We start from the raw sequence: 26,569 nt of genomic DNA on the forward strand, positions 1-26,569 counted from the left end.
GACGATCATAACCTTGCTTTTATCATTCTCTCGCTATTCATTGCGATCCCAGTTATGGCGCCTACTGCTACTCGCGCTGATTACTTGTAGCTCTGTCACTTATGCGCTGGCAGCTAATACATCAACGCCGACTATTTCAAAACCAGCGACGCTTACATCAACAGACACTCAGCCTTTTGCCATCAATGTTACCACCTCAATACAGTTTGAGCGTCAACTGCAGCTCAGTTATTCAACGCCTGTGCGGATGAAACAAGTCTTATCCGACAGCCTGACGCACCTACCGGCGTTTTTAGCCAATGATGTTAAGACAGACTCGCGTATTTATTGGACAGGCGCCGCACTCTTTCTCGCTTTTCCTCATCCACAACAACACGCAATTGTCACCCAACTCAACCAATTAGCGACACACTGGCAAGGTAAACAACAACAAGCGGCACTGAATTTAAGCCAGCAAATCGCAGAACTCACGACGGGTGAGCGTATTTTTACGTCATTGGATTATGACAATGTGCGATTAAACAAGCAGGCGAACACCCTCATCACGCAAGATCTCACACTCATTCTGCCGCCACGCCCTGAACGTATTTTAGTGCTAGGCGCCCTCGACAAGCCTGTATGGGCAAAGTGGCAAACTCGGCTTGATGCAGAGGCTTACCTAAAAAAAAGCAAACCACTCAGCAATGCCAATAACAGTGATGCTTGGGTGATCCAGCCAGATGGTACGGTAGAACAACACCCGATTGCGTATTGGAATCGCGATCATCACGATATTGCCCCAGGCGCCATTGTGTACTTAGGCTTTTCTTCATTACCCGATGGGTTTGAAACGCTGAACGAGGATATTATTAATCTGCTAAGGAATCGGGCACTGTAATGCATACTGTCTTAAAAACCTCACTCTCTGCCCTGACATTGGCCATGTTGCCAGTACTGCAGGCGCAAGCTGATGATTACAGCTACCCCGTATTAACCCCTTCACAGTCAGATTTTGGTGGTGTAGGCCTGATCCAAATGCCAACAGGGCGTTCAGCACCAGAAGGCGAATTCAGCATCGGCGCCACCTACAATGATGAATATATGCATTACACTGCCTCGCTTCAATTATTGCCGTGGTTGGAGTCCACTATTCGCTACACCTTGGTCCAAGATCTTTTTTACAGTGATGATCCCAGTTTCAGTGGCGATACCAAATACACAGATAAAGGCATCGATTTTAAGGTTCGCCTGTTAGAGGAAAGCTACTGGCTCCCCGAAACCGCTATTGGCGTGCGTGACTTTGGCGGAACTGGATTGTTTGATGGCGAATTCATAGCTGCCAGTAAACATGCTGGCCCGTTCGATTTCACCGTTGGTGTGGGCTGGGGCTATATGGGTAATAGCGGTAACCTGTCTGGCGATAAAGCCAATAGCATTGACTGTGGCCGAGACACCAGCTTTAAAGGAAAAGGTGGCAGTGTCGACTTTGATCGCTGGTTCACGGGCTGTAGCGCCGTCTTTGGCGGGGTCGAATATCGGAGCCCCTGGGCACCGCTTCGCTTAAAAGCCGAATATGACGGTAATGATTATATCAGCGACTTCCCGGTGACCCGCGGTGGGGTTGATATGACTCAAGACAGTAAATTCAATTATGGCGTGCTGTATCGCTTCGGTAACTGGGGCGATGCACGCTTAAGTTATGAGCGCGGCAATACCTGGACCTTTGGCTTTACGCTCAACACCAACTTTAACGATCTCAAAGCCATCTGGCAGGATAAACCGTTACCGGCTTATTTACATCGAAACACAAGCACTGAGAATCTGAGTGATGCCGATTGGCAACAACTTGCTCAGGACTTGCATCAGATTGCGGGTTATGAAGATCCAACGATTTACACCACAGACGACACAGTCACTGTCGTTGCGCCGCAAACTAAGTACCGCGACCGAAATGAAGCGCATAAGCGTGCCGCGACGGTGATTGCGAACCAATCGCCTGAGGCCAAAGAATACCGCTTAATTGAAACCTCCAATCATCAGGCCATTACTGAAACCCGTATTGACAGCGAGCAGTACGCCAAAGTCGCGCAATACGAGTATTTTGGTGCCAAGGTGGAAGACAGTACCACCGTGGATATTCCTGATGCCCCACAAGGCAAGCTAGTTGCTAAATCAGATAAAAACTGGGACTTCAGCCTATCACCGACACTGCAGCAATCGATTGGTGGTTCTGAAGACTTCTACATGTTCAACATTGGTATCAATGCGGGCGCCAATTATTGGTTCGGCGATCATGTTGAAGTCGGTGGTTCGCTGTACTTCAACCTGTATGATAACTATGACAAATTCTTGTACGAAGTGCCGCCCGATGGCACGGATCTAAAGCGTGTCCGTACTTTGGTCCGCCAGTACATCAACGATAATCCGGTACGGATGGATAATCTCCAGCTGACCTGGATGGATCGCATGGGTGACAACTGGTACGGTCAAGCCTACGGTGGCTACCTAGAAATGATGTTTGGTGGTGTCGGTAGTGAAGTGTTATACCGCCCACAAGGCAGCAACTGGGCTATAGGCCTCGATGCCAACTACGTGATCCAGCGCGATCCGGATTCACAATTTGGTTTCTTTACTGAAGAAGTACAATACGATCCGCTGACCGGTCGTGACTACCGCGTGCAGACCGGTGCGATGACAGGCCACTTAACCGCCTACTACCAGCCACAATGGGAATGGTTACCGAATACCTTGTTCAAAGTCAGTGCCGGTCAGTATCTGACGGAAGATAGAGGGGTTACCATTGATTTCTCGAAGCAGTTTGACAGTGGCGTGATTGCCGGTGCGTTTGTTGCCCTAACCGATTTAACCGCCGAAGAATACGGCGAAGGTAGCTACAACAAAGGTTTCTATATCTCGATCCCGTTTGATGTGATGACCGTGAAACCGAGCACCAACCGTGCAACGATTTCGTGGTTGCCGCTGAGCCGTGATGGTGGTCAGATGCTGAACCGTAAGTACAATCTGTACGGCGTGACCGATGCGCGTAGCCCATGGTATGAACGTAAAGCCATGAACTAAGCGTATTCACGAAGTCTGAGCACTTAAACGCAAAACAGCTCGACGATTAATATAATCGTCGAGCCGTTTTTTATAATATTCTAGGTGGATTAAATAACCATTTATGACCGTTCACAAAGGCTTATTTAAAGCTCCATCGATAAAGTGGTGCAAATAGCTGACCCTATGAATAACCATCAATGCCTGCACAAAAAAAGATAAAAATAAACGCGTTACAGGTAAGTCTCTTTATTGAAGACAACAATGATTTTTACACTCAAAAATTGAGACAAAAAAGAACCGTTACAAGAGATGCTCACACACCACATTTCACTCAGACGCCCCCCCCAGACATAATGGGTATTAGAAAATAGTATTGATAACGTCGACATGTCAAAAACCTGTCAGGTTTGTTTCGCCACTCCCGTTGAAGTCAATATAATTGACGACCACACTTCACCTATCATATCAATAATAAAAAATCGAGAATCAACAGAGATTAGTCCCAACTCTAGAGAAAATAAGCATGTTAACGATAAAAATGAGATATTATTGACTGATTACATAATTAAGTTGATGACAATTCAACATAGAAGAGGTTGTGATATGTTTAGGGCTTATGCTCACTTTTCCGTGAACCACCCATTGGTTCATAAATTCAATTTACTCGTCGTACTCAGCATTTTTTTTGTAAGCTGCTACGAATTATTAGCGAATGAATCAATTATTTTCTCTCTCGGTTTTGTATTAGTTGCATTTCCTATGCTTGTTTTTGCAAAAGCATCAGATTACAAGCAGAAATATTTGAGTGCGCAAAATTAGGTTAAGCTCTGAAGTAAGTTTTTCCTGCAGATAAAAAGAAATGCTGTAATGATGAGGGTCATTACAGCGTTTTTGTATCAATTAGTTAGTTGCCATTTACACAGAAGTACGTGCCTGAAGCTGCTGCCACATCTCTTTAACAATCAGTTGATCGGCTGGCGTTAGTTCAGATTGTGCTTGCGCTATGCTGGTATCAACCGCTTCTTTCATTACATCAATCGATGCTATACCGTTAAGCTCACATTCTGCTGCCGATAATGAAATATGACCACGCAAGTAACCGCCAGCAAATAGCTCATCATCAGAGGCTGTTTCTACCATTTGGTCTATCAAGCAGGATAACTTTTCTTCATATTGCTGGATCATGTTCATTACTCTTCAATCAATTATTAGTAAGCGTGAATACGGCCTAGGAGCTAAGCAGGCATTGGAAACTGAGCCGATGTCAGGGGGTCAACTTGATAATACACACGTAAACGGTCTGATAAAACCTGAGCTCGCTCGGGCATACCTTGCACTAAATAGCATAATACCTGCTCTCTCACTTTCAATGTGAAGCCTACCCTATCTGGCTCTCTGTCTCCACTCAAGTTATCACAGCTTACTTGGAATCGAAAACCGCAGCTTGCAGACAAGATCCACTCAACAGCTTGTGGTTTTATTTCAACGATCTCAAATTCCGCTTGAACTGCATCGATTCGTCCATCGGGTTCATACCAGTAGCCGTAATCTTCTAACAAGCGACGTTGTGGTCCTGCAATACACCAATGCGCAATTTCGTGCATGGCAGAGGCAAAAAAGCCGCGAGCAAAAATAATACGGTGATGAGCATTATCAACATCTGCAGGTAAGTAGAGAGGTTCATCACCGCCTAATACTAACTCAGTGTTAAAGCGGTCTAAAAAGGTATCATTAAAAATAGCAATTAAATCATCATTTTTATGTGGCATAAAAGGGCTATATAAAACGTGAGAAAAAGAGTATATGTCAGACGGTACGATAGACTGACTATTGATGACGCGTATTAGTGTTTGATTTTATCGCCAGAACCTTTACCCGTTGCAGTTTGTAGAATATACGTAAAGTATGCTGTCAATGAAAAAGTACGAATCATCTCTTCATCGACTTTCGCTAATTTTTCTGGAACAGACATATCAATGCCATTCACTTGCGCTAAGCCAGTAATACCAGGCAATACATGTAATACACCACGATGCTCTCGCGCCGTAATCAGTTCATGCTGATTAAACAGGCATGGACGAGGACCCACAAAGCTCATATCCCCTTTTAACACATTGATCAATTGCGGCAGCTCATCTAACTTCGTTTTGCGAAGGAAATGCCCGTAACGAGTCACAGACGAGGCATCAACCATGTGTGTAGCGACCGATTGCGTATTGATGGGCATGGTGCGTAATTTGATTAATGTAAACGGCTTTTTATTACGACCAACACGCTGTTGCAAAAAGACCGGAGAACCTGAATCAAAATACCCAATAACGCACACAACCAGTAAGATGGGCCATAAAATCAGCAAGCCGATAAATGCAAAGCTCAAATCTAAAACGCGAATAAACGGTGAATGCATAATTGTCTCTATTCCAACTTTTTGACATGATAGTAAGCGCTTTGTCCATTGTATAGGTCTACTATCAATTACGCATCGTTTTTGAACCACTCTATCTTATGTACATATATTAAGCAGCCTTTACTTACCAAAGTGGTGTATATCAAAAAAATAAATACTAATTTTTATCATACGGTAAATAACTAGCCTGTAACTACGACAAACATTACAATGTAGACAAGTCTATTTAGGTGTATTTTCATGCTTCAACCAATTATTTCTCTATTCAGCGCTAAACGTACCACTAAACGTGCAGTCACTATTGCCTATGATATTCTTGCAATCACATTCGCCCTTTACGCAGCGATCGCATTGCGTATTGGTAAGCTGGCAATCCCATTAAGCCAAGATGAAATAGCAAGCTTTCTTGTTACAATCATTGTCACTATTGCTATCTTCGCAAAGCTCGGACTTTATAGAGCCGTTTTGCGCTATATGATAGTACCAGCGTTAGGTCATATCGTTCTCGCCGTTGTTGCATCAGCATTAGCACTCGCTATATCAGGCTTTTATTTTCATTCGTATATTCATCGAAGTGTTCCAGCTATTTATACCGGGCTCGCTGTCATCTTCTTAGGCTCACCAAGAATATTGATCCGTATGTATTTCGACCGACACTATCGAAGAGGAAAACCCAATGTACTTATCTATGGGGGCGGGGCAATCGGTAGAGAATTAGCCTACGCATTAAAACAAGGTTCTGAATACCACCCTGTTGCATTCATTGATGACGATAAGCATAAAGTTGGCAACATTATTTATGGGTTACGTGTTTATGACAGTACAAAATTCGAGCAACTTAACGGATTGTATCAACCCGTGAAACTCTTGCTTGCTATTAATAATATCAGTAAAGGAGAGCGCTTACGTTTAGTCGATAAGCTCTCTCATTGGCCGATCGGTATAAAGTCAGTCCCATCAGTAGAAGATGTTGCATTGGGCCGTGCTAATTTGACTGAAATTAAAGATCTTGATATTGCCGATTTATTAGGTCGAGATACCGTTACACCTCAAGAAAACTTGATGAGAAACGCCATTGAAAATAAATCTGTGATGGTAACGGGTGCAGGTGGGTCTATCGGATCCGAATTATGTCGACAGATCATTAGTAGAAATCCTACAACAATCGTATTATTCGAATTAAATGAATATAATTTATACAATATCGAAAAAGAGCTGCTCCAAATAGTTCGATTTAAAAAACTACAAATTCGTATTATTGCTGCACTCGGTTCTGTTCAAAATAAAAATCGCGTCGAAAACATAATGACTAACTACAAAGTTAATACCATATATCACGCAGCTGCATATAAACATGTTCCAATTGTTGAGCATAATATGATCGAAGGCATACGTAATAATGTATTTGGTACACTCTTTACTGCGCAAGCAGCCATAAAAGCAGGTGTAGAAAATTTTGTATTAATCTCAACGGATAAAGCGGTACGTCCGACTAACGTTATGGGCGCAAGTAAGCGAATGGCTGAATTAGTTTTACAATCACTCGCAGAAGATCAGACGAAAACAAACTTCACCATGGTAAGATTTGGCAATGTACTGGGATCGTCAGGTTCTGTTGTACCACTCTTCAGGGAACAAATAAAACAAGGTGGACCTGTCACGGTTACTCACCCCGATATTATACGTTATTTCATGCTTATTCCTGAAGCCGCGCAGCTCGTGATACAAGCAGGCAATATTGGCAATAACGGTCAAGTCTTTGTTCTCGATATGGGAGAGCCAGTAAAAATACTCGACCTAGCAAAGCGAATGGTGCATTTAATGGGAATGAGTGAAAAGTGCGCTGAAAATACAGAAGGTGATATCGAAATTAAATTTACAGGCTTAAGACCCGGTGAAAAATTATATGAAGAATTATTAATCGGTGAAAATGTCACTGGTACCGAGCACCCTAAAATAATGACAGCTATAGAAGACAAACTCTCTTGGGCTGAAATGGAAATTGTTTTACAAAATTTAGACCATTGCTGTCATATCTTTGATATCGAATCTCTCAGGCAGATTTTATTAACAACGCCTACTGGCTATATCCCTCAGTGCGAGATTAAAGATTTACTTTATAACCCAAAGCTAAATGTTCAGTAAAATTAACACTCTTACTACAGCACATGAATGCTAATTCAACGGCAGCCCACTTTTCATTGAGAATTGCGGCTGCCAGCCTAGTAATTTTTTAGCTTTAGCATTATCGATAACTAGGTCATTAAATAATTGATTAGCAAGTGCTTCCTTATTTGCTAATTTTGCAAATTTTGTCATTATCCAAACTGGTATAGGTAGATTGCAGACCTTTTTATTACAGCTATTTGCTAAAATATCTGTCAATTCTTTCGTTGAAATCGCTTCATCCTCTGCAATCAGAAAACACTCATTAGCAGCCTGTGGGTGAAAAGAGCAAACCTCTAAGAAATCAACAAGATTGGTAATCGAAATAAAACTTTTTTGATTATTTACAAGACCAAAAGGTAAGATTGGACAATATTTTACTAACTTAAGCAGTTTATTAAGATTGCCTGGCGCTGTAGGGCCATAGACTAAAGGAGGTCTCACGATAACAAGTTCGACATCTAATTTACTGGCTTCCTCTATTAAACATTGCTCAGCCTCAAACTTAGAAATAGCATAAGCTTCTATTGGATTCGGGACGGAATGTTCTGAAAAAGGAGAGCCTGGTAACGTGGTATTGCCATTAACACCTATTGAACTAACAAAAACGAATCGCGATACATTTTGTTTAGCTGCTTGACGTAATAAATTAACACTGGCATCCCGGTTAACCTTACGAAACTCATCAATGGGAGACTCAGCGGTGTCCCTTGAGACATGTGCGCGACCCGCTAAATGTATAACAACATCAATATCTGATAATGCTAGAGACCAATCAGTGTCAGCCGAAAGTTCTCCGATAGTCACTTTATCAAACACCGTGTCATTAGGAATACGTTTAAATGTTGCGCTTTCATTACGCAGAGATACTCTAACCTGACATTGTTCTGCTAAATGAGTGACAACACTTTGCCCTATAAATCCATTTCCGCCAGTAACTAATACCCTTTTCACTCGTAAACTCATTATTTAAAAACACCTATGTTACTATACCGCAATTATTTAAGTTGGTTCATCGTAATGTTTAAAATTAATAATAAAAACAAATTTCTCATACAACGCTTACTGGATGCCAGCTCAGGATTCTTACTGTCTTTTGTCTTCCTTTTATTAAAAAGAAAAAAGCGCATTATTTTTAATTCAACGGTAAATACCGATTTTACGTTTAATTCAAAATATCTATTTATTAACCATAAAGACAATCTTGAAACACAAGGCTACGAGATAAAATTTGTTATCAATGATATAGCCAAACGAGAAGCGTTATCCAAAAAATATGGTGATTATTTCATATCGAGCAAAGGGTTTAGCAATAAGTGCTATATCTTAAATGCTGCCGGCTGGATCATGAGTACCATGGATCCACCAATTGGAGGCATTTTTCTCAATCACAACCGCTTTGTGCTTCAACTCGGACACGGTACACCAATTAAGAATATCGGTTTAATGGATGGTTCTGCGAGTTGGTTAAAACGCGCTTATTATAAGTTAATGACCACAAATGTAACTTATTACCTGAGCCCTTCTGATTTCTTTGCTGAATACATTGGTAAGGCATTTGGCATATCACATGAACAGGTCATGGTGATGTCTCAACCACGTTTAGAGTCAATGAGTTACAGCCAATCTGATTTTATCAATCAGTTTCGTACTGATGGCGAAACGAAATTAGTGCTTTACAGCCCGACTTGGCGTCCATACGAAGATGTTAAATTGTTCCCGTTTGCAGATTACTCAACACAAACCATGGAGCAGCAACTTATTGAAGGCAATATGGTGATATTTGTTCGTCTTCATCCAAAATTTGAAGGTGATCTATCCCCTTACCTCAATAGCCAAGTGATCAATCTAAACAGTCAAGTTATTGAAGATATCACTGAACACCTTGACCAATTTGATATTCTACTGACTGATTATTCCAGTATTTATTGTGATTTTGCAATGCTCGATAAGCCCGTTGGCTTTATTCCTTATGATAGGGAAGCTTATCAGAAAGCTGTTGGATTTTCGTTTGATTATGAAGAGGTTACATGGGGAGATACTATTGACAGTGTAGAAAAATTATTCTGTATCGACAAAAGACATCGTCCAGGAGAACAACTGAATATCCTGAACATTACACCGAATGCTCAGGATATTGATTGCCTATTAAATGATCAACTAAGAAAGATAGTGCTGACGAATAATTAATTGGCTGGAAAAAAATGTTTTTAGAGCACCGTTTACTAATCGAACTAATAACAGTATTAAAATAGCTAATAAGATATGAATTTCTGTTGAGAGAACAACAGAAACAATACCAATGAACAAAACAAGGTAAAAAATACTCGAAAGAGCATTAATAAATTGCTTTTTATCAATATTAAGTTTCTTGAGTAATCTGGTGTCATGATTTGAAAAAACCCAGTACTCAATAATGATAAAATAAACGCAGATCACAGCCGTGAAATAAAGCGCATAGTGTACATTAAGAATAAACATTAACGCTGTAATTAAAACAATAAGTATCACATCGGCTATAATCTGACAATAAGCAGCATATGTTCGTATTACAATCCTTGTTGATAGTGCCTTGCCATTAAATTGATACGGTTTTTTTTCAATCCTCTGTTGCTGTCTACTAATTAATTTCCCTTTATAAATCTGAACCCACGTATTTATTAAGTACAATACAATTACTATCATCATCATTGTAGTGATATAAGTTGAACGCCCAACTTTCATTTCAATTTGTTCTAAGAAATCAATATTTTTAGAACCAGACAAAACGAATAGTAATTTAAGAGGAATAAACATTACAATCATATTAAGAAATTTACTACAAAACATGGTTGCGCAGACACGAAAAACTTCGATGTCCACGTCTTGTTTAAAGAAGGGAAACAATTGTTTGATCGTGGTAAAGAAACCAAACAGTCGTTTATTTACTGTTAATAACTTTTGTTTTATCTTCATTGAAAACACGATATAGCTCAGTAGATATATAATTAACGACTTCACACTTAGTTAAATGCGACATAGATGGAACATAATGAATATTACTAAACCATAAATCCTTATGGCTTTCACTAACGCGATACGATACACCATGACTATTTGTTAATGCATACGTTGGTGTACCAGCTAAACCCGCCAATTCCAAGACTGTTGTGCCTGCACTGACAATTACATCAAGTCCCTGCATAACATTAATTACACTATAAAAATCGTTATAATGATCGATATTGATATTATGTATTTTAATGTTATGCTTTTCTTCTAGTTCATTAAGCTCAACCGCACAATCACCATACTGTAAATTAACAAAAATGACACCCTCTAGTTTTAATAACGACATCAATTGCTCAATAGTGAAATAATGCTCATTACGACTGGTTGTCATAATAGAACTACGCCAGCTAATCCCAACTAATTTACATCCAGTTTTTTGTAATTCATTAATTTCATTCTTTAAAGCGATATCCTTAACACAAGCTACTGGTGGTTGAATATATTTTTGCTCTGCTGATAGATAAATTTCAATTTGTTCAGATAATAAATCCGTCAGCATAGAAATCGAGTCGTAGCGTTCAATTGAATCAAATAGAGCATTATCCATCAAGTGATGAAGTTTTTTGTGGGGTAAAGCATCATAGATAGATGCGCACTCATTATTCACACGGCGAGTTCGATTCACAGGTAAAAAATTGACAGCTGGGTATAATTCACAGAGAATTTTATGCAATCGAGGTTCGCAAGTAATAGTAATATTCGAATTCTTACGGACTAAAATATTATAGACCTGCGAGAAGCGAATTTCATCACCAGGCCCCCAACTAGCAAAAACTAACGGTTGATGGGCTTTTTCAATTACTGATGTTAGCTGAGTATACTGACTAGGAAAAACCAGAGATAGTACTTGTGCAAGGTTCTGACGTCGGTAAGTAGCGTAAGCTTTAACGAGATCACCTTTCGCAAACCAATAGTGCCTTTCCAATTTATTGTTAATAATATGTGGATTAATGGCTTTAGAAAGTGTTTTTTGATTATTAAAAAAAGTCTTATCTGCTATATCAAACAATGCCTTCGCATTATCAAGTAAGCCCTCTCGTGTATAGGCGTCATAAATACGCTCGAATGTTTTGACATCATAAGAGGCATAGTCTTTGTTTCTTTCATGAATTTTAATAAGTACTGATGGCATATTTAGCGCACTTAACAACGCTATATATTGTTTTACATTTAACTTAGACACAAAGTAGGATTTTTTAACCAGCTTTCTCATATAGGTTTCTTCGCCGTCCTTTAACAACAAATAGCCAAATTCAAGAGGTGATAACAATTTTGACCGTAGTGTCATATTCCTAAGATATAAGTTAATATCGGCTTTATCAGGGTAACCTTCAATGATAATTGCTGTTGTAATATCATTAATAGCAATCGGATGTAAATAGACGGCTTTACCTAAATAGTACTTTGATAACTCTGTCCCTTTAGTAACTAATCCAGCCCAACTTAAATATTTAGTTTTATTCAAATGAATAATAATATGGATATTTTTTACGAGCAGAATAATATACTCAGAATAATCTTTTTTATAATACAACTGATCTAGCTGACTAAATAGATTAGCTCGACGTAAGTCTATAAATGCTTCCCATACAGCGTTGAATGAAACACAATATTTAGGTTTGTACTCAGTTGATAAAATTTGAATAAGATGTTCTTCGTCGATTACCTTTTCAACAAAGTTATATCGTCCAGCGATACTATATTGAATGGCCGTCCGATACAGGCGGTTAGCAGTCTTTTTCATCAAGTTATGAATTTTTTTCATCTAAAATGGCCTCGACAAATCGTTTCGTATTATTATTATCGCGGTATTTAAAAAAGAGAGCTGAACCTTTCGGTGAGTTGTTGCCCATCGAAGCCATAGATTGATTCAAAGCCATCAAGAGATGATTAAAATCATAAGATATATCACCAGGGAAAACCGTATTCAGTGGATATATCATACCTCGCTCACCGTCATATAATTGCGCATCATAAAGGTACAAACAAATATTTGATGAAATGATGGAATAATCAAGCCAGACACTCGAATAGTCAGTGATCAAAATATTAGTATGTTTTAAGACCGTATTCGTAACATTATATTCTTTCAAATCGAGGAGTAACCCTTCAGCTTCTAATAAGGGAAAGGGCTGAAGGCGACTAAATTTATGCGGCCTAACGCCTAAAACAGCATTATTCGCTTTAAGGAAGTCTAACAGTTGGCATTCATTAGGTTCAGAAAAGCCCGTAATTTCATTATTTTCATGCCAAGAACCACGATAGGTTGGCATCCATGAGACAAGCTTTCTTCCTTGTAATTGCTCAATAAGCAGTGCTTCTTGTGCGTCCTCATACCATTCTAACTGACCTTGAAATATCAAATCATTACGAGGGAGTCCAGAAAGAATGCACCGACTAGGTGGTACTTGAAAACAAGCCGACATAACAGCCATATCCAACATAGAAGAACAAACTAAACCGTTTAGATTTTTTGATTCAAAGTCCAGAAAGCTCTCTTTGAATCGCTTATCGTCAAAATGACGAATTGTTTTTAATGGGATACCATGCCAGACATTATAAATTTTCCTTTTATTATTCGTTAAAAACCGAGGTATTGCGTGATCGACAATCAAGTAATAAGCCGTAAAAAACGAAATTAATGCTTTTAGTCGATTGCGTATGGATAACTTATGCTTACCTTTTATGATAATTACTTCAAATTCAGGATGGTAAGCTTTCAAATACGCTTCAACACAAATTAGATTAGCATCTAAAATACCTGTTGAAGCATAAAGCACAACCCTCTTTTTATTTTTTTTAAATAAAGGATCAACAAGTGATCTAATTAGTTTAAATATTACTTTTTTGTATTTGCGCTTTAACATTAAAACTTCTTAGCAATTTCAATTATTTCTGTTGTCGAGATCGATGGCGTTCTTGGAAAGTAAACAACATCACAGATATCATTAAATTCATCAAAACGCCCTTTCCAATCATCTCCCATCGCTAGCACATCGCCACGATAAAATTCAATATATTCACGTTTTTTTTCAAGAGAGTGCTCAATAAACACTTCGTCAACAAACTTAAGGGATTGAACGATTTTCAATCGACTTGCTTGATCGTAAATGGGGTAGCGCTGCTTTTTACTAAAATTAAGTTCATCGCTAGATACACCAACAATTAATGTATCGCCTAATGATGCACAACGCTCTAAAATATTGATATGACCAATATGAAACACATCAAATGTGCCAAATGTAATAACTCGCTTAGACACAACTAACCTCATTTCAGTGGTAATTATAATGATAGAATCAATTCGAAGTATATCACAACTCTAAGACTTTCCAATCTGAGTATCTATAAAGCAGGGCAAGATTACGAAGCTCCTTGCTCCATAAGGCTCCAGATAGGTAGCTATTATTTCTACCTGCCCATGTTCGCTTTCTTTTTAAACCCGCTTTAAAGGTTTTATCTGCATTTAATAGATTTAATGCAATATGACGAATTGCAGCAAAGTTTTCACCCGCTTCATCTCGCCTTATTCTGCATGCATCTTCATTCATGCCAACATCCAGTTTCCAATGCAATTGAACCTCAATCGACCAATGTGAGCGGCTGGATTCAAGCAACGTTTTTGCATCTAGTTTCTTAGAGCTAATGTAATATCGAATCGATATGTCCTCTGCGGGAATATCTCCAACTTGCCTAATAGATGCAACGATACCCATTACTTTTAATTCTGGCCAATCATAAGCAATATCACCCAGTACCGATAAATCTTCATTAACTAACGCTACGCGGGTTTCTTTACGACCATGCCCTTCTTCCTGAGTACTGTATGAGCTTCCTTCGAAGTTTTGCAGCATCTCCATTCTAAAGTAGTCATTAAAGGCTTTCTCTAAGCGCTTTTGATTACCTTTTACCGCCAATAAATAATCTGCACCTTTGCCAACGATGGTCTTAGCTATATCACGCTGACAGCCCATCGCATCAATAGTGACAAGGCATCCACGTATGTCGAGTAGCTTCAGAAGCTCAGGTATAGCAGTGATTTCATTCGATTTATCTGATGTTTTGACCTGCCCAATAACCACTTGATTTGCAGCACATGTGGATTGCGCCTTGACGCCTTCCTTTGTCATAAGTGCCACGCAGAGTTTTACCATCAATCGCAATGACATCACCGTCAGTCGCTTGGTGACAGTCCCCCATCCACAGAGCAAAGCACTCTTGCATCTGTTTGGCTAATAGTGCAATGGACGGGAATGCCACTCTCAAAATCGCCATATTGCTTGAGCCAATCAAGGTGGTCTTCACCAAAATCTTGTATTTCTTCCCAACCATCAGCACCACCAATAACAGCAACAATCGACAAAAATATAATGTCTGTCAATTTGTTTTCTATTTTCCACTGTTGCCGTGGGTCTTTGATTATTGAAATATGCTCCAAAAGGCTAAGTCCGTTCATGAATGATATCCATATACCGAAAGATAAGTATATGATCACAGCTGATATAGATCGTCAAATTGATCCTAATTGGGATTGCAGTTTTGTGCAGTAAACGGTAGTTTTAATTAAATTTCAACAGTGATTAAGCCCTTTCAGAATAAGGGTTCTTCATGATCTTGCCCTGATCTATAAAGCATATGAAGTTATAAAATCAAGAACATTCGTCAATAATTAGTGATTAGTACTTTATACCAAATCCTACCTCAAATAGTTTAAGTTATCATCTTGCTTCTTAAAATAAAGGCTCTTTAATACTCCTTCAATACATGTGATAATATTTAACATTCATCTTCGTTTTTTGCTATAAATCTAGCATAGTCAAGATCCTGAGGAGTATTAATATCACACAACTCTTCTTCTGGCATAATAAATAGCATTGGTTTCCCCCCAAAGAAATAGCTATTTTCTTTCATTTGTTCATATGGTTGAATAAATATCCCTCCATCCTGATAATAATGAGGTTCTAACTCTGATGCTAAAGTATGTCTTTCTGCATATGGATTATAATTTAATACCTTATGATTTTTATCCCAAAGGTGCTCCTTTAAAATACCGACTGATAATAATGAGTCACAACTATCATTCAATAAAAATGTCTTTATTGCTTTATCATATGTTTTCCCAGTTATAAAAGGATTTGTACAGTGAGCCCAGACGACTATATCAGTTTCTATTAATGACATCATATTGCCAATCATGAAATTAGCGCTTGATAAAGTTTCATCACAAGCTATATTTGGCCTAGTAACTACTTCAGCCCCAAAATTAATTGCTTCCTCTTTGATCAAATCACTCTCTGTTCCAACAATTATTCGGTCAATAATTGTTGATTTTTTTAACTGTTCAATTTTTCTACCTAATAGACTAATTCCATTGATCTCTTGAAGTGCCTTATTTTTCACACGAACACTTCCGCCCCTTGCTACTATTACTGCTGTTATTTCTTTTTTCATTTAAACCTCTAGAACATATGAAATGCTAAAATTTTTAAGCCTTGGCCAACAAAAAAATAACGACTGACTCCGAAGACCTTTGTATTGTATGTATAGAGACTGCTAGGTTTTATTTCTTCAAGATTTTTCAGTTTAAACAGCAAATTAAGTACTTATCTGCATTAACTACTTTTGATGTTACATGACAGTCGCAAAAAAACATCGCAACCTCATTTTAACTAATACAATTAGTCATCTCTTATTATACTGTAATGTAGCTTGAGTGAAACAAACCAAATAGACATGATCTTCATTTTTTTAAGGTCGTTGTATAGATTAACCTCTTCTATACGTCATGATTTAAGGCAATATGGGAGTGAATGATCTTTGATTTATTGAAGTTTTTTTCTAATATATGTATGTATTTATACACTCCCAACTTTATCAAGTTATCAAAGTACCAATCACCTTTAAAATTATTTCTATCAACTAAACGTTTTGATATTATATAATTTGAAACCAAATCATGGACTGATAATGAAGATAAGTATTCATCAACACTGGAGAGTGTTGTTTTATAATGTTTCGAATGTAGAGGGAATCGCGTATAAAAATCAATTTTTGTTATATATATATCTTTAACGCCATAACAAGTTAAATCATACAGGGTTCTTGGAAGAGCTAATAATGGAGTGGATATTTGCATAATAAAAGGATTTAAAGGCAATATTTTATTGAGTATCTCTGGATGAATATCTTTAGTTTGTTTAACATAGTTACCGTTAATAATAGCAAAATGTAAAACCCCAGACTCAATTAGCTTTACTATTTCATTCTTATTATTCCTAAAAAACTCACCAGAATAATAAGAAACATTTGTATCTTCTTCACCTAAACAATTAAACCTAATTATTACATCTGCATCTACTTTATATTGTTTTCCAGACGAAGGTCCAATAATTAATACTCGCTTCCCTTCTAGATAATCAGAATAGGCATTTCTAATCATTACATTATTTTTATCACAGACACCAATACCAGCTAAGTTATTTAAAATTACATCATGTGCATTTTTTTTATTGTCATCTTTCAATAACTTTAAATGTTTATTTACATTCAACTGGTCGATAAATGAAAAATCTGATTTATAGAGTTCTACTTTTAATAAAGAAATTAGATCTATATTATTTTTAATAGCCCCCTCAGTAATGTATTGTTTTTTTCGTTGATAAGCTTCAAAAAATTTGACCTGTAGGATCAGTTTTTTTAAATTTTCACTTTCATTTTCTTCTAAATTATAATTTGTCATATTCAACTTCAATCATATTATCAACCATGGTTTTTAACTTTCTAAAGCATGCAAAATTGATATCTTTACTTGTTTTATTTTTAAAACCATCATCAGGAATAACTAATAATGTATTATTAGATAGGACATCTTTACATTCTTCACTTTTCAAGCCAGAGCTTCTCATATAATATACCTCAGGCGAGTTAGCCATATGAAAAAACCTAATGCCTAAAGAAGCTGCAAACTCAGTAATAAAAGAAGACATACCAACAACACAATTCAATGTTTTTAACAGAGTCGCAGTTGAAACGAAATCATTATATAAATCTACGTCATATGGGATTATAATTCCATTATCTTCGCATAATTGTTTATCATTTTCAGAAATAGGTGATTGTAAAGCAATGAATTTTACATTTCTATCACTGTAAATATTTTTAAAATCGATAATATCTTCTAGTGATAATAAATACCGAAGTTGACGAAAAGGTTCTTTTAGTCCTGATGACCAAATAATTCCAATTCGAATTTCATTCATATTATTCAGTTCTTCACTAATAGGCTTTATATATGCTTCATTACTAGCCTTTATCGAATCTTCACCAAGAACATTAATTAATGAGCCTGTTGTAATTACATGATCAAAATCATTTTTTATTTGAGAAATCGGCATAGGAAGATTCTTTCTATGAAAATCTCTTAATAAACTGCCATCTCCTCTAAAGCATCTTTTTACCGATAAAAAATTAATATTACTAAATGAATTTTTCAATAATTCATATAATCTAGGCTCACATGTTATTGTTATGTTGGTATTATTTACTCTTGAGTACAATTTAGCCCAACGAACTTCATCACCAACTCCTGATTCTGAAATTATAAGCACTTTTTTTCTGGCTAATTCATCTTTCGTTGGATAATTTAAACCACTTTCAATATCTAGGTAACTCTGAAGCCCATAAACATATCTTCTTCTACACTCTTCTGCGTCATTTATGCTATTTAAAATATAACCTGAAAATATTTCATATTTGATCATATTTAGAACTGATATTTCATTAAAGAAGTCAGCGATTCTTTCTGGGCAAATTGACATATAAGAATAGAAGAAAAAAGTATGATTTAATTGAATTGATTTATACTCTTTATTCCTAAGTAAATTATTATATATATTTATTACTTTATGATGATTTTCCGTCACAAAGTAATATTGTAAATTTTCTCGTAAGTTAGGGTTCTCTATTTTTGAATATTCACTTATAAACCTATCGAATTCACAGGTAATCCAAAATTCATTAATAGATATATTTTTATCTTTATCTATTGTGTTTTCAATATTGAAATTGACTTCAAAAAAAACATCTTTTAGTCTATTTATATATTTATTATCATTATTTTTTTCTTTTTCAATTTCATTATCCAACTCAAATAAAATTATATACGCTGTAATTAATGACTTTTTCTTTTTTTTTGACTTACATAGCAGAAGGTCCAAGTCATTTTTTGAAAAGCCAATAGTAACATGAATCGTTTTTATGAAATCAATAATTAAAGCGATCGAAAAACGGTTAATTTTATCTATAATGAATTCTTTGTTATCTATAAATAATGCTTTGATATTTTTTTCAGACACCATATACAACTTATATTGAATGTCTAAGCTGAGAGGACTAACTTTTCCATGTGGTAATCTCTGATGAGAAAACTCTGTAAAACCATCATTAAATAATACTTTAGCTAAATAATTAAGCTTTATACTACGAGGTAAGTTTTTATGAAAAAAAAGTTTATTATCTCTTATTTTTCGTTTAATTACTTTTTTTAACACTATAACACTCAACTATTCAATATACTTAAGTAAAAATGGTTGTCCTTTCTTCAAATTGAGCATGCTCTTTTTACCAATAATTAATTCATAATGTTTAGGAGCACAACCAAAGCCAGGTCGAATACTTTTAATATTTTCAGGAGTATACGCCTCTCCTTCCTTAATATCTTTCACCACATATAACGAGCGACGAAATTTCACATTCCCTATTTCAGCTTCTGTCCTTTCATAATTGATTTTACCCATTGCTTTCCAAGCAGTCTTTGCATCCTTACAAAGTTGTGTTAATTCATGTGGTTCAAGAGAAAAACTATCATCAGCACCACCACCATTACGATCCATTGTTACATGCTTTTCAATTAGGCAAGCACCAAGCACAACTGATGCAACAGCTGTAGCATTATCAATGGTATGATCAGACAGACCAGATAAAACACCAAAACGTTCAGAAATATCAGCAATAGTTTTTAAATTATATTGTTCTGCAGGTGCTGGGTATCCACTAACGCAATGAAGTACAACTAACTCTTTGCAACCATTATCTCTTGCAACTTGAATCGCTTCTTTTATTTCTTCTTCATTAGCCATCCCTGTTGACATAATCATTGGCTTGCCTGTTTGAGCAACACGCTTAATTAATGGTAAATCAACAAGCTCAAATGAGGCTATTTTATAAGCAGGGGCATCAAGTTCTTCTAGTAAATCAACGGCTGTAAAGTCAAATGGTGAACTAAAAATAGTAATGTTTAATTCTTTTGCTTTTTCAAATAGAGGTTTATGCCATTCCCATGGCATATGTGCCCCTTTATACAGCTCGTAAAGTGTCTGACCGTCCCAGAGTCCACCTCGAATTTTGAACTCTTCAGAGTCACAATCCATAGTTATCGTTTCATGCGTATAAGTTTGGAGTTTTATCGCATCAGCACCTGATTTCTTTGCTTCTTCCATTATCTGGAATGCACGATTAATATCACCATTATGATTTGCCGAAAGTTCAGCAATGATATAAGGAGGATATTCAGGACCAATTTTTCGGCCATTGATGCTAATTACATTGTTTTTCATTCTACAGCCTCAGCTTTTTTTTCAGAGATTCTCGAATTTCTTTCCATTCTTGAGGAAAAATCCCCAAATGACAGACGTCATGATATTGTTCACCGTCATAAAATGCATCTCTAAGTTCACCTTCTACTTTAAAGCCAAACTTAGTATGAAGCTTCACAACCATTTGATTAAATGAGAGGACTTCACATCTTAACTTATGAAGTTTTAGCTCTTTAAATGCATAATCGAGAGCAAAAAATTCCATCATACTACCAGTCCCACGAGGAGCTGTTGGGTTCGCATAGAAGGCCCAACTGGCAGTATCTTTTATTAAATTAATCTCTGTGAAGCCAATAACACCGACAGGTACATTATCTTTGATAAAAACAAAGTATTTCTTTGTTTTATCATTCTGCAACTTATTAAACCATGCATAATGTTCTTCAGTGCTAATTACATGGTTTGTATACATATTTTTACGAACTTCCGGAGCATTTCTCCACTCGAGAATCATATCTAAATGACTCTCTTCCAGCTCCATTAATGTTGTTTTTTTCATGAAAACATTTTCCTTATTTCTTCGATAACTCTTTGAGCCCCCATACCATCAACAGAAACTTTTGCTTCAGGAGATATGTCATCCCATTCATTAGCCAATCTAGTCAATTCTTGCTTGTATATTTCAGGTGTCGTTTCTTCACCAGAGCCTAGATAGTTTATTATATCGAGTTCGGATAAATATTCTGACAGCTCTCTTTGATTATCAGCTACAGATACAACCGAAGTAGGAACTCTTAAACAAAGTCTTTCCCAGTTACTCACTCCAGAAGCTCCTATAGCATACTTCGACAAAGCAAGCTCTTGTTCAAAATTATCTATGAACTTAAATAAGCAACACACATTATCATTAATGATCGACTTAATTTGGTCATAATCTTGATTCGAGTTACCAGTTACGAGCTTAACTTTAAAAGGTATTGGACCGAGTTGGTTTAAAGCTTTTACTACTTTAAGGCATTCTGATGTGGGATCGCAGCCACCAAAAAAGACTAAAACCTGGTCAATAGGTTGATCTTTAGATTGTCGTAATTCATAAAATTTAGGTCTAAGCAGCGCATATTCAGGACCATTTAACACTTTATTTTTTATTGAATCTTGGTAACGCTCACTCGTATTACGCCATAAATTTTGATCTAATATCAAATCACACTCATGCTCTCTGTCTAAATCATCAATAATAAGTATTTTACATTTCCATGCCGAATGAATTAATTTCTCCCATTCATGGTCTAATCCATAATGGTCGACAATCAACATATCCACATTGCTGCACTGTTCAAGCAAACTCTGAGCATCATTCAGCCATGGTACCTGTAACCAAGCTAAATAATCAGCACTATGGGTCGGTTCTCTTACCTCTAGAGCCTGTACTAGCTCATATACATGAAACCCTTTGTCACGAACAAACTGGACTAAATCTCCAGCTTGCGGACGAGAAGCAAAGCTAACCTTATGGCCTTGCTCCTTTAATGCTTCTGCAAGAACCAAACACCGCATAATGTGCCCGCTACCTATGTACAGAGAAGCATCAGCTCGAATCACGACGTTCATTCTTACCCCTCACAATGCTGAATACAGCGCCTCAGCTAAATCCCAATCTTCTTGTGTATCAATATCTTGCACTCTTACTCTAGGCATAACCACAGCCTTAGAGTACTTAGAAAATATAGTTTTACCTTGTTTGAATGCCGACGTTTTACCCCAATAAAATTGGCCGGCATCATGATAAGCCTCATCTAAATCTTGGGAGCGAGTATCAGCATATTCAGGTGAGAACATGTTAACAGCTCCCTCTGCTGACAATGATATGGCTCGCTGAATCGGAAATGCGTAAGTAGTAACACTAAAAGCGTAGTCTGCCTTTGATGAAACTAATTCGCTAAGACCTTGGTTTATATATTCCGGCAAAACAAAGGGGGCTGTTGCATAAATACAGCAAACCAAATCAACATCCCAGCTTTGCTTTTCACACCATCCAATCGCGTGCTGTATCACATCCATGGTCGTAGCGTGATCATCTGAAATATTAGCTGGGCGCAAGAAAGGAACTTCTGCACCATACTTCAAAGCAATATCAGCAATATCTTGATCATCTGTTGACACAATAATTTTATCAAAACAACCTGATTGCTTAGCCGCTTCAATAGAGTAAGCAATAATCGGTTTTCCATGAAATAACTTTATGTTTTTTCTTGGAATTCTTTTACTTCCACCACGAGCAGGAATAATCGCAATTCGCACTATTTGGTCTCCAACAATACCTGACGAAGAACACGAACAACTTCATCTTGCTGCTGCTCCGTCATTAAATGGAACATTGGTAAAGAAATCGCATTGCGATAATATTCTTCTGCATGAGGGTAATCACCGTGTGTAAACCCCATTGCTTGGTAATATGGTTGAGTATGCACTGGAATATAGTGAAGGTTCACACCAATACCATTATTTCGAAGTGCATCAAAAACTTCACGGTGCGTCTTTGTAATTGCGTCTAGATCTAAACGGATCACATATAAATGCAACCCTGAATAAGTATTAGGCAATTGGTATGGACGAGTAACAGGAAGTTCAACCAATAGTTGATTATAACGATCAGCTAAGCGGTGCCTAGCTGCCACAAAATCACTCAAGCGGGTCATCTGACTAACCCCCAAGGCTGCTTGCAACTCAGTCATCCGATAATTGTAACCAAGCTCTACTTGCTGGTAATACCATCCACCGTGTGATTCTTCAGTCATCAAAGACTCATCACGAGTAATACCATGACTACGGAATAAAGCCATTTTTTCAGCTAATTCTACACTATTGGTTAGTGCTGCTCCGCCTTCGGCTGTCGTCACAATTTTCACGGGATGAAAACTAAACACCGTAATATCTGAGTATTCACAGTTGCCCACAGGTTTACTGTCATATTTGCCCCCAATAGCATGAGATGCATCTTCAATTATCGCAAAACCATACTGGTCTGCTAATCCTCGAATCGCTTTCATGTCACAAGGCTGACCACATAAGTGAACAGGAACAACCACTTTTGGCAGGCAATTATTTTGTTGTGCTAGCTTCAGTTTGGCTTCAAGCGATACTGGACACATATTATATGTCTTAGGATCGATATCGACAAAATCAACCTGAGCGCCACAATAAAGACCACAATTAGCAGAAGCGACAAATGTAACTGGTGTCGTCCATAACCAATCACCATTGCCTAGCCCTAATGAAAGGCAAGCAATATGTAATGCTGATGTAGCACTATTGACTGCCAACGCATATTCCGCACCTGTAAAGTCAGTAAGCGCTTTTTCAAATGCTGGAACTTGAGGCCCTTGCGTTAAAAAATCAGATTGCAGTACGCTAATGACTGCATCGATATCTTGTTGGGTTATTTCTTGTTTACCATATGGGATCACAGGATTACTCACACTTCAAAGTTAGGATCAACATGCTCTTTAATTAATTCACGAATGCCTTCAACCGTTTCCCACTCAGTATTTGTACCCGAATTATATTTAAACCCAAACGGCACTTTTTCTGCCTTATGGTGATTCATATAGTCAGCTTCAGTATATGTGTACGAAACAGACGGTAAAATTGCGTAATAAGGGCCGAGATCAATTGTATTCAACGAATCAGTGTCAGTTATCATTTCTTCATGCAATTTTTCACCAGGACGGATACCCACATCACGCGTTGTACATTCTGGAGCTACGGCTGTTGCTACATCAAGAATTTTGTATGATGGGATTTTAGGAATGAATATTTCCCCGCCAAGATGATTGCCAAGCGCAAACATAACAAGGTTCACACCATCTTGAAGTGAAATATTAAATCGGGTCATTTCAGGGTGTGTTATCGGTAAGACACCATTTTCTTTTTTACTTAAGAAAAATGGGATCACAGAGCCTCGAGAGCCCATCACATTACCGTAACGAACGACACTAAAGCGAATTTCTTTTGAACCACGGATATTATTCGCCGCTGCAAACAATTTATCTGATGCTAATTTTGTTGCACCATAAAGGTTAATGGGTGCACAAGCTTTATCCGTCGATAAAGCCACAACATCTTTAACACCACAGGCTAAAGCTGCATGAATAACATTTTCAGCGCCATCAATATTAGTACGGATACACTCTGTTGGATTATACTCAGCAGTATCTACTTGCTTAATAGCAGCTGCGTGAATAATGACATCAACACCTTCACATGCTTGAGTTAGGCGCTCTTTATCACGCACATCACCAATAAAAAAACGTAATTGAGGGTAATCATAAGATGGATACTGTTGCTTAATAATTGATTGTTTTAACTCATCTCGTGAATAAATAATGATTTTTTTCACATCAGTATATCGTTCTAAAATCGTTTTGATAAATTGCTTACCAAATGAACCAGTGCCACCTGTAATTAGAACGGTTTTATTATTTAACATCTATTTACCTTAAAGATCATTCATTTACCTTAAAATTATCGAGTAAATGTTATTTTAGTTCTGAAATATAATTAGTATCTTTGAGGGTTGATTAAAGCCACAAAATACAAATTTAAAATACGCTACCGCCATGGAGTAACACACCTCCCCAGCAGATAACCAAATTGTAAACCATGCAATTTTATCACATATTAAACATAACAATAAGAAACAATTTAAGCGAGTTAAATCAATAGCTTAACTTGAACTGTGAACGAATTGTCACTCACAATACGGTCATAACTCCACGAATAATCGCTCTATTACTCGTTGACTTGATTGCCCATCCTCTAGGGGATTAAATGCATGATTGAAATTTTTGTGATCAATGTGCTTTTGAGTCGATTTTAATGCATGCACCAAACCACCCATCTCGCTCACTATTTCACCAGGAAGTTCTTTTTCAATGTCAAGGTAAAAACCGCGAGCCTCATTTTCATAATGTTCACGATCATACATATAAAAGTAAATAGGTCTATTTAACAAAGCATAGTCAAAGAATACACTTGAATAATCGGTTACTAATGCATCAGAGATCAAATATAAATCGTTTACATTATTATATTCTGAAACATCAATGAAACGCTTACTTGCTTGATTCGTACTGGTAAAATAATGCCCTCTAAATAAAAAGACAACATTATCATCAAAATTATCAGTGAATTTATTATTTTCAAGCGGATTATCAAAATAGTAATTAAGGTTAGAATCTGAAAACTGCTTATCACGCCAAGTCGGCGCATATAAAATCACTTTTTTACCTCGTTCAATACTAAGTTTATCTTTAATATCATTTACTTTCTGATGATTATTCTTATCATTAATTAACTCATCATTTCTTGGGTACCCAAGTTCAATGATTTTTTCTTCGAGTAAATTAAAGCTTGAGCAAAAACGTTTTGATGCATACTTACTTGGTGACACAAAGAAATCATACCTACTAGAATCAGTATGGTAACTAAAACGCATCCCTTCCATACTTGTTGTCGAGTGAGTACCGACTTCAATATCAAGCCCTAATTTTTTTAATGGTGTACCATGCCAGCATTGAACGTATTTCTGCTCATTTTTTTTGTATAATCGGAACGGTAGTCGGCAATTTGTAATCCAGTATTTTGATGATGCATATACATCGTCATATTGTTTTGTGCCATAAATAACTATTTTTGTATTTTTATTTTTTAAAAGCTCAGATACGAATGGATGGTTATCTGAATTTAGCACCCAATAAAATTTGTAATCTTTATTTTTTTTATATAATTCCTTATACAATGCCCACGGAGAGTCACTTACATTTTTTCCTTGGAAGCATTCAAAAACAAATTTATTTGGATTAACCCGAGTTGAGTGATATTTTGAACGAAATTTAATTTGTGCAATAAATACAACAATTTTTTTTATTAACAAATCAAGAGTGTCATTACTTGATAGCTTATGTTTAATATACGAAATTGTTCGTTTCTTGATAATCATTGTAATATTTATTCTTTAATTTTCATCGACCGTTAAACAGAAAATCAGTCGCTTTAAGTAGTTTTACAATCATACACGACATTGATTACAGATACTGAATTTTAAGAGTTATGAATATCAAAAATCAAGCTAACCTCGTGTTATGTTTGAATTTGCTTCAATTTGCTTTACTTTTTTAGCATTTATTGATAGGTGTTCATCTCATATTTAATGAGCAGCTACTTTAATAATAATTAAACACCCATATTATTAGCCGATTTAAAGACCAATGCCTTTCAGTTCAGTAGCCAAATGATTGCTGATAAGAGCTGA

At 36.9% G+C, this 26,569-nt stretch carries 22 protein-coding genes and 1 pseudogene; 4 read left to right on the forward strand and 19 right to left on the reverse strand.

What is annotated here, in order from left to right:
* Positions 1-13: 13 nt before the first annotated feature.
* Entirely contained in the window at positions 14-877 is an 864-nt protein-coding gene (locus tag C9J47_RS13500; RefSeq protein WP_245903462.1) for a capsule biosynthesis GfcC family protein, read from the forward strand.
* Positions 877-3,057 carry a YjbH domain-containing protein gene (locus C9J47_RS13505; RefSeq protein ID WP_107254006.1) on the forward strand — a complete coding sequence of 727 codons (2,181 nt, stop codon included), beginning with the start codon at positions 877-879 and terminating at the stop codon, positions 3,055-3,057. The genes C9J47_RS13500 and C9J47_RS13505 overlap by 1 nt, the downstream gene beginning before the upstream one ends.
* A gap of 897 nt (positions 3,058-3,954) precedes the next feature.
* Here the strand turns inward: C9J47_RS13505 and C9J47_RS13515 are convergent.
* The 3 genes from C9J47_RS13515 to C9J47_RS13525 form a co-directional block, all read right to left on the reverse strand.
* Complete coding sequence (locus tag C9J47_RS13515; protein ID WP_107241470.1) at positions 3,955-4,224, reverse strand: YfcL family protein; 270 nt, start codon at positions 4,222-4,224, stop codon at positions 3,955-3,957.
* Positions 4,225-4,274: 50 nt separating this feature from the next.
* The gene (locus tag C9J47_RS13520; protein ID WP_107254007.1) at positions 4,275-4,808 is read right to left on the reverse strand and encodes an elongation factor P hydroxylase; all 534 of its coding nucleotides are present in this window, start codon (positions 4,806-4,808) and stop codon (positions 4,275-4,277) included.
* 74 nt (positions 4,809-4,882) lie between these two features.
* Positions 4,883-5,446, reverse strand: a complete 564-nt coding sequence (locus C9J47_RS13525) for a sugar transferase (RefSeq protein ID WP_107254008.1) — start codon at positions 5,444-5,446, stop codon at positions 4,883-4,885.
* 240 nt (positions 5,447-5,686) lie between these two features.
* Between C9J47_RS13525 and C9J47_RS13530 the strand changes: the two genes are divergently transcribed.
* Positions 5,687-7,591 carry a polysaccharide biosynthesis protein gene (locus C9J47_RS13530; RefSeq protein ID WP_107254009.1) on the forward strand — a complete coding sequence of 635 codons (1,905 nt, stop codon included), beginning with the start codon at positions 5,687-5,689 and terminating at the stop codon, positions 7,589-7,591.
* A gap of 30 nt (positions 7,592-7,621) precedes the next feature.
* On the opposite strand, the gene C9J47_RS13535 is transcribed toward C9J47_RS13530, so the two are convergent.
* Positions 7,622-8,578 carry an NAD-dependent epimerase/dehydratase family protein gene (locus tag C9J47_RS13535; RefSeq protein ID WP_107254010.1) on the reverse strand — a complete coding sequence of 319 codons (957 nt, stop codon included), beginning with the start codon at positions 8,576-8,578 and terminating at the stop codon, positions 7,622-7,624.
* Positions 8,579-8,632: 54 nt separating this feature from the next.
* Here C9J47_RS13535 and C9J47_RS13540 point away from each other — a divergent pair, with 54 nt between their 5' ends.
* Positions 8,633-9,802, forward strand: a complete 1,170-nt coding sequence (locus tag C9J47_RS13540) for a CDP-glycerol glycerophosphotransferase family protein (RefSeq protein WP_170107508.1) — start codon at positions 8,633-8,635, stop codon at positions 9,800-9,802.
* Here the strand turns inward: C9J47_RS13540 and C9J47_RS13545 are convergent.
* From C9J47_RS13545 to C9J47_RS13615, 15 genes and pseudogenes are all read right to left on the reverse strand, one after another.
* The gene (locus tag C9J47_RS13545; protein ID WP_107254012.1) at positions 9,773-10,567 is read right to left on the reverse strand and encodes a hypothetical protein; all 795 of its coding nucleotides are present in this window, start codon (positions 10,565-10,567) and stop codon (positions 9,773-9,775) included. The two genes, C9J47_RS13540 and C9J47_RS13545, sit on opposite strands and share 30 nt — an antisense overlap.
* Positions 10,533-12,428, reverse strand: a complete 1,896-nt coding sequence (locus tag C9J47_RS13550; protein ID WP_107254013.1) for a hypothetical protein — start codon at positions 12,426-12,428, stop codon at positions 10,533-10,535. The genes C9J47_RS13545 and C9J47_RS13550 overlap by 35 nt, the downstream gene beginning before the upstream one ends.
* Positions 12,412-13,530: a CDP-glycerol glycerophosphotransferase family protein gene (locus tag C9J47_RS13555; protein ID WP_245903464.1), complete on the reverse strand. Its 1,119-nt coding sequence runs from the start codon at positions 13,528-13,530 to the stop codon at positions 12,412-12,414. Before C9J47_RS13555 ends, C9J47_RS13550 begins: the two co-directional genes overlap by 17 nt.
* On the reverse strand, positions 13,530-13,925 hold the full coding sequence (locus C9J47_RS13560) for an FAD synthase family protein (RefSeq protein WP_211321751.1): 396 nt from the start codon (positions 13,923-13,925) through the stop codon (positions 13,530-13,532). Before C9J47_RS13560 ends, C9J47_RS13555 begins: the two co-directional genes overlap by 1 nt.
* Positions 13,926-13,977: 52 nt before the next feature.
* Positions 13,978-15,119 (reverse strand): annotated as a pseudogene (locus C9J47_RS13565) (ISAs1 family transposase).
* A gap of 320 nt (positions 15,120-15,439) precedes the next feature.
* Complete coding sequence (locus tag C9J47_RS13570) at positions 15,440-16,114, reverse strand: acylneuraminate cytidylyltransferase family protein (RefSeq protein ID WP_107254015.1); 675 nt, start codon at positions 16,112-16,114, stop codon at positions 15,440-15,442.
* Positions 16,115-16,439: 325 nt separating this feature from the next.
* On the reverse strand, positions 16,440-17,402 hold the full coding sequence (locus C9J47_RS13575; RefSeq protein ID WP_107254016.1) for a hypothetical protein: 963 nt from the start codon (positions 17,400-17,402) through the stop codon (positions 16,440-16,442).
* Complete coding sequence (locus C9J47_RS13580; RefSeq protein WP_107254017.1) at positions 17,389-19,212, reverse strand: hypothetical protein; 1,824 nt, start codon at positions 19,210-19,212, stop codon at positions 17,389-17,391. Before C9J47_RS13580 ends, C9J47_RS13575 begins: the two co-directional genes overlap by 14 nt.
* 12 nt (positions 19,213-19,224) lie before the next feature.
* Positions 19,225-20,277 (reverse strand): pseudaminic acid synthase, encoded by a 1,053-nt coding sequence (pseI, locus tag C9J47_RS13585; protein WP_107254018.1) that lies wholly within the window; start codon positions 20,275-20,277, stop codon positions 19,225-19,227.
* Position 20,278: 1 nt separating this feature from the next.
* Positions 20,279-20,815 (reverse strand): UDP-4-amino-4,6-dideoxy-N-acetyl-beta-L-altrosamine N-acetyltransferase, encoded by a 537-nt coding sequence (gene pseH, locus C9J47_RS13590; RefSeq protein WP_107254019.1) that lies wholly within the window; start codon positions 20,813-20,815, stop codon positions 20,279-20,281.
* Entirely contained in the window at positions 20,812-21,867 is a 1,056-nt protein-coding gene (gene pseG, locus C9J47_RS13595; protein ID WP_107254020.1) for a UDP-2,4-diacetamido-2,4,6-trideoxy-beta-L-altropyranose hydrolase, read from the reverse strand. The genes pseH and pseG overlap by 4 nt, the downstream gene beginning before the upstream one ends.
* Before the next feature lie 9 nt (positions 21,868-21,876).
* Complete coding sequence (gene pseF, locus C9J47_RS13600; protein ID WP_107254021.1) at positions 21,877-22,557, reverse strand: pseudaminic acid cytidylyltransferase; 681 nt, start codon at positions 22,555-22,557, stop codon at positions 21,877-21,879.
* A complete protein-coding gene (gene pseC / locus C9J47_RS13605; protein WP_107254022.1) occupies positions 22,557-23,735 on the reverse strand; it encodes a UDP-4-amino-4,6-dideoxy-N-acetyl-beta-L-altrosamine transaminase in 1,179 nt (392 codons plus the stop codon). Before pseC ends, pseF begins: the two co-directional genes overlap by 1 nt.
* The gene (gene pseB, locus C9J47_RS13610) at positions 23,732-24,745 is read right to left on the reverse strand and encodes a UDP-N-acetylglucosamine 4,6-dehydratase (inverting) (RefSeq protein WP_107254023.1); all 1,014 of its coding nucleotides are present in this window, start codon (positions 24,743-24,745) and stop codon (positions 23,732-23,734) included. Before pseB ends, pseC begins: the two co-directional genes overlap by 4 nt.
* 276 nt (positions 24,746-25,021) lie before the next feature.
* Positions 25,022-26,257, reverse strand: coding sequence for a CDP-glycerol glycerophosphotransferase family protein (locus C9J47_RS13615; RefSeq protein ID WP_245903465.1), 1,236 nt, complete (start codon positions 26,255-26,257; stop codon positions 25,022-25,024).
* Between the last annotated feature and the right edge of the window lie 312 nt (positions 26,258-26,569).

Origin of the sequence: Photobacterium indicum (assembly GCF_003026215.1) — a bacterium.
Lineage (GTDB): Bacteria > Pseudomonadota > Gammaproteobacteria > Enterobacterales > Vibrionaceae > Photobacterium > Photobacterium indicum.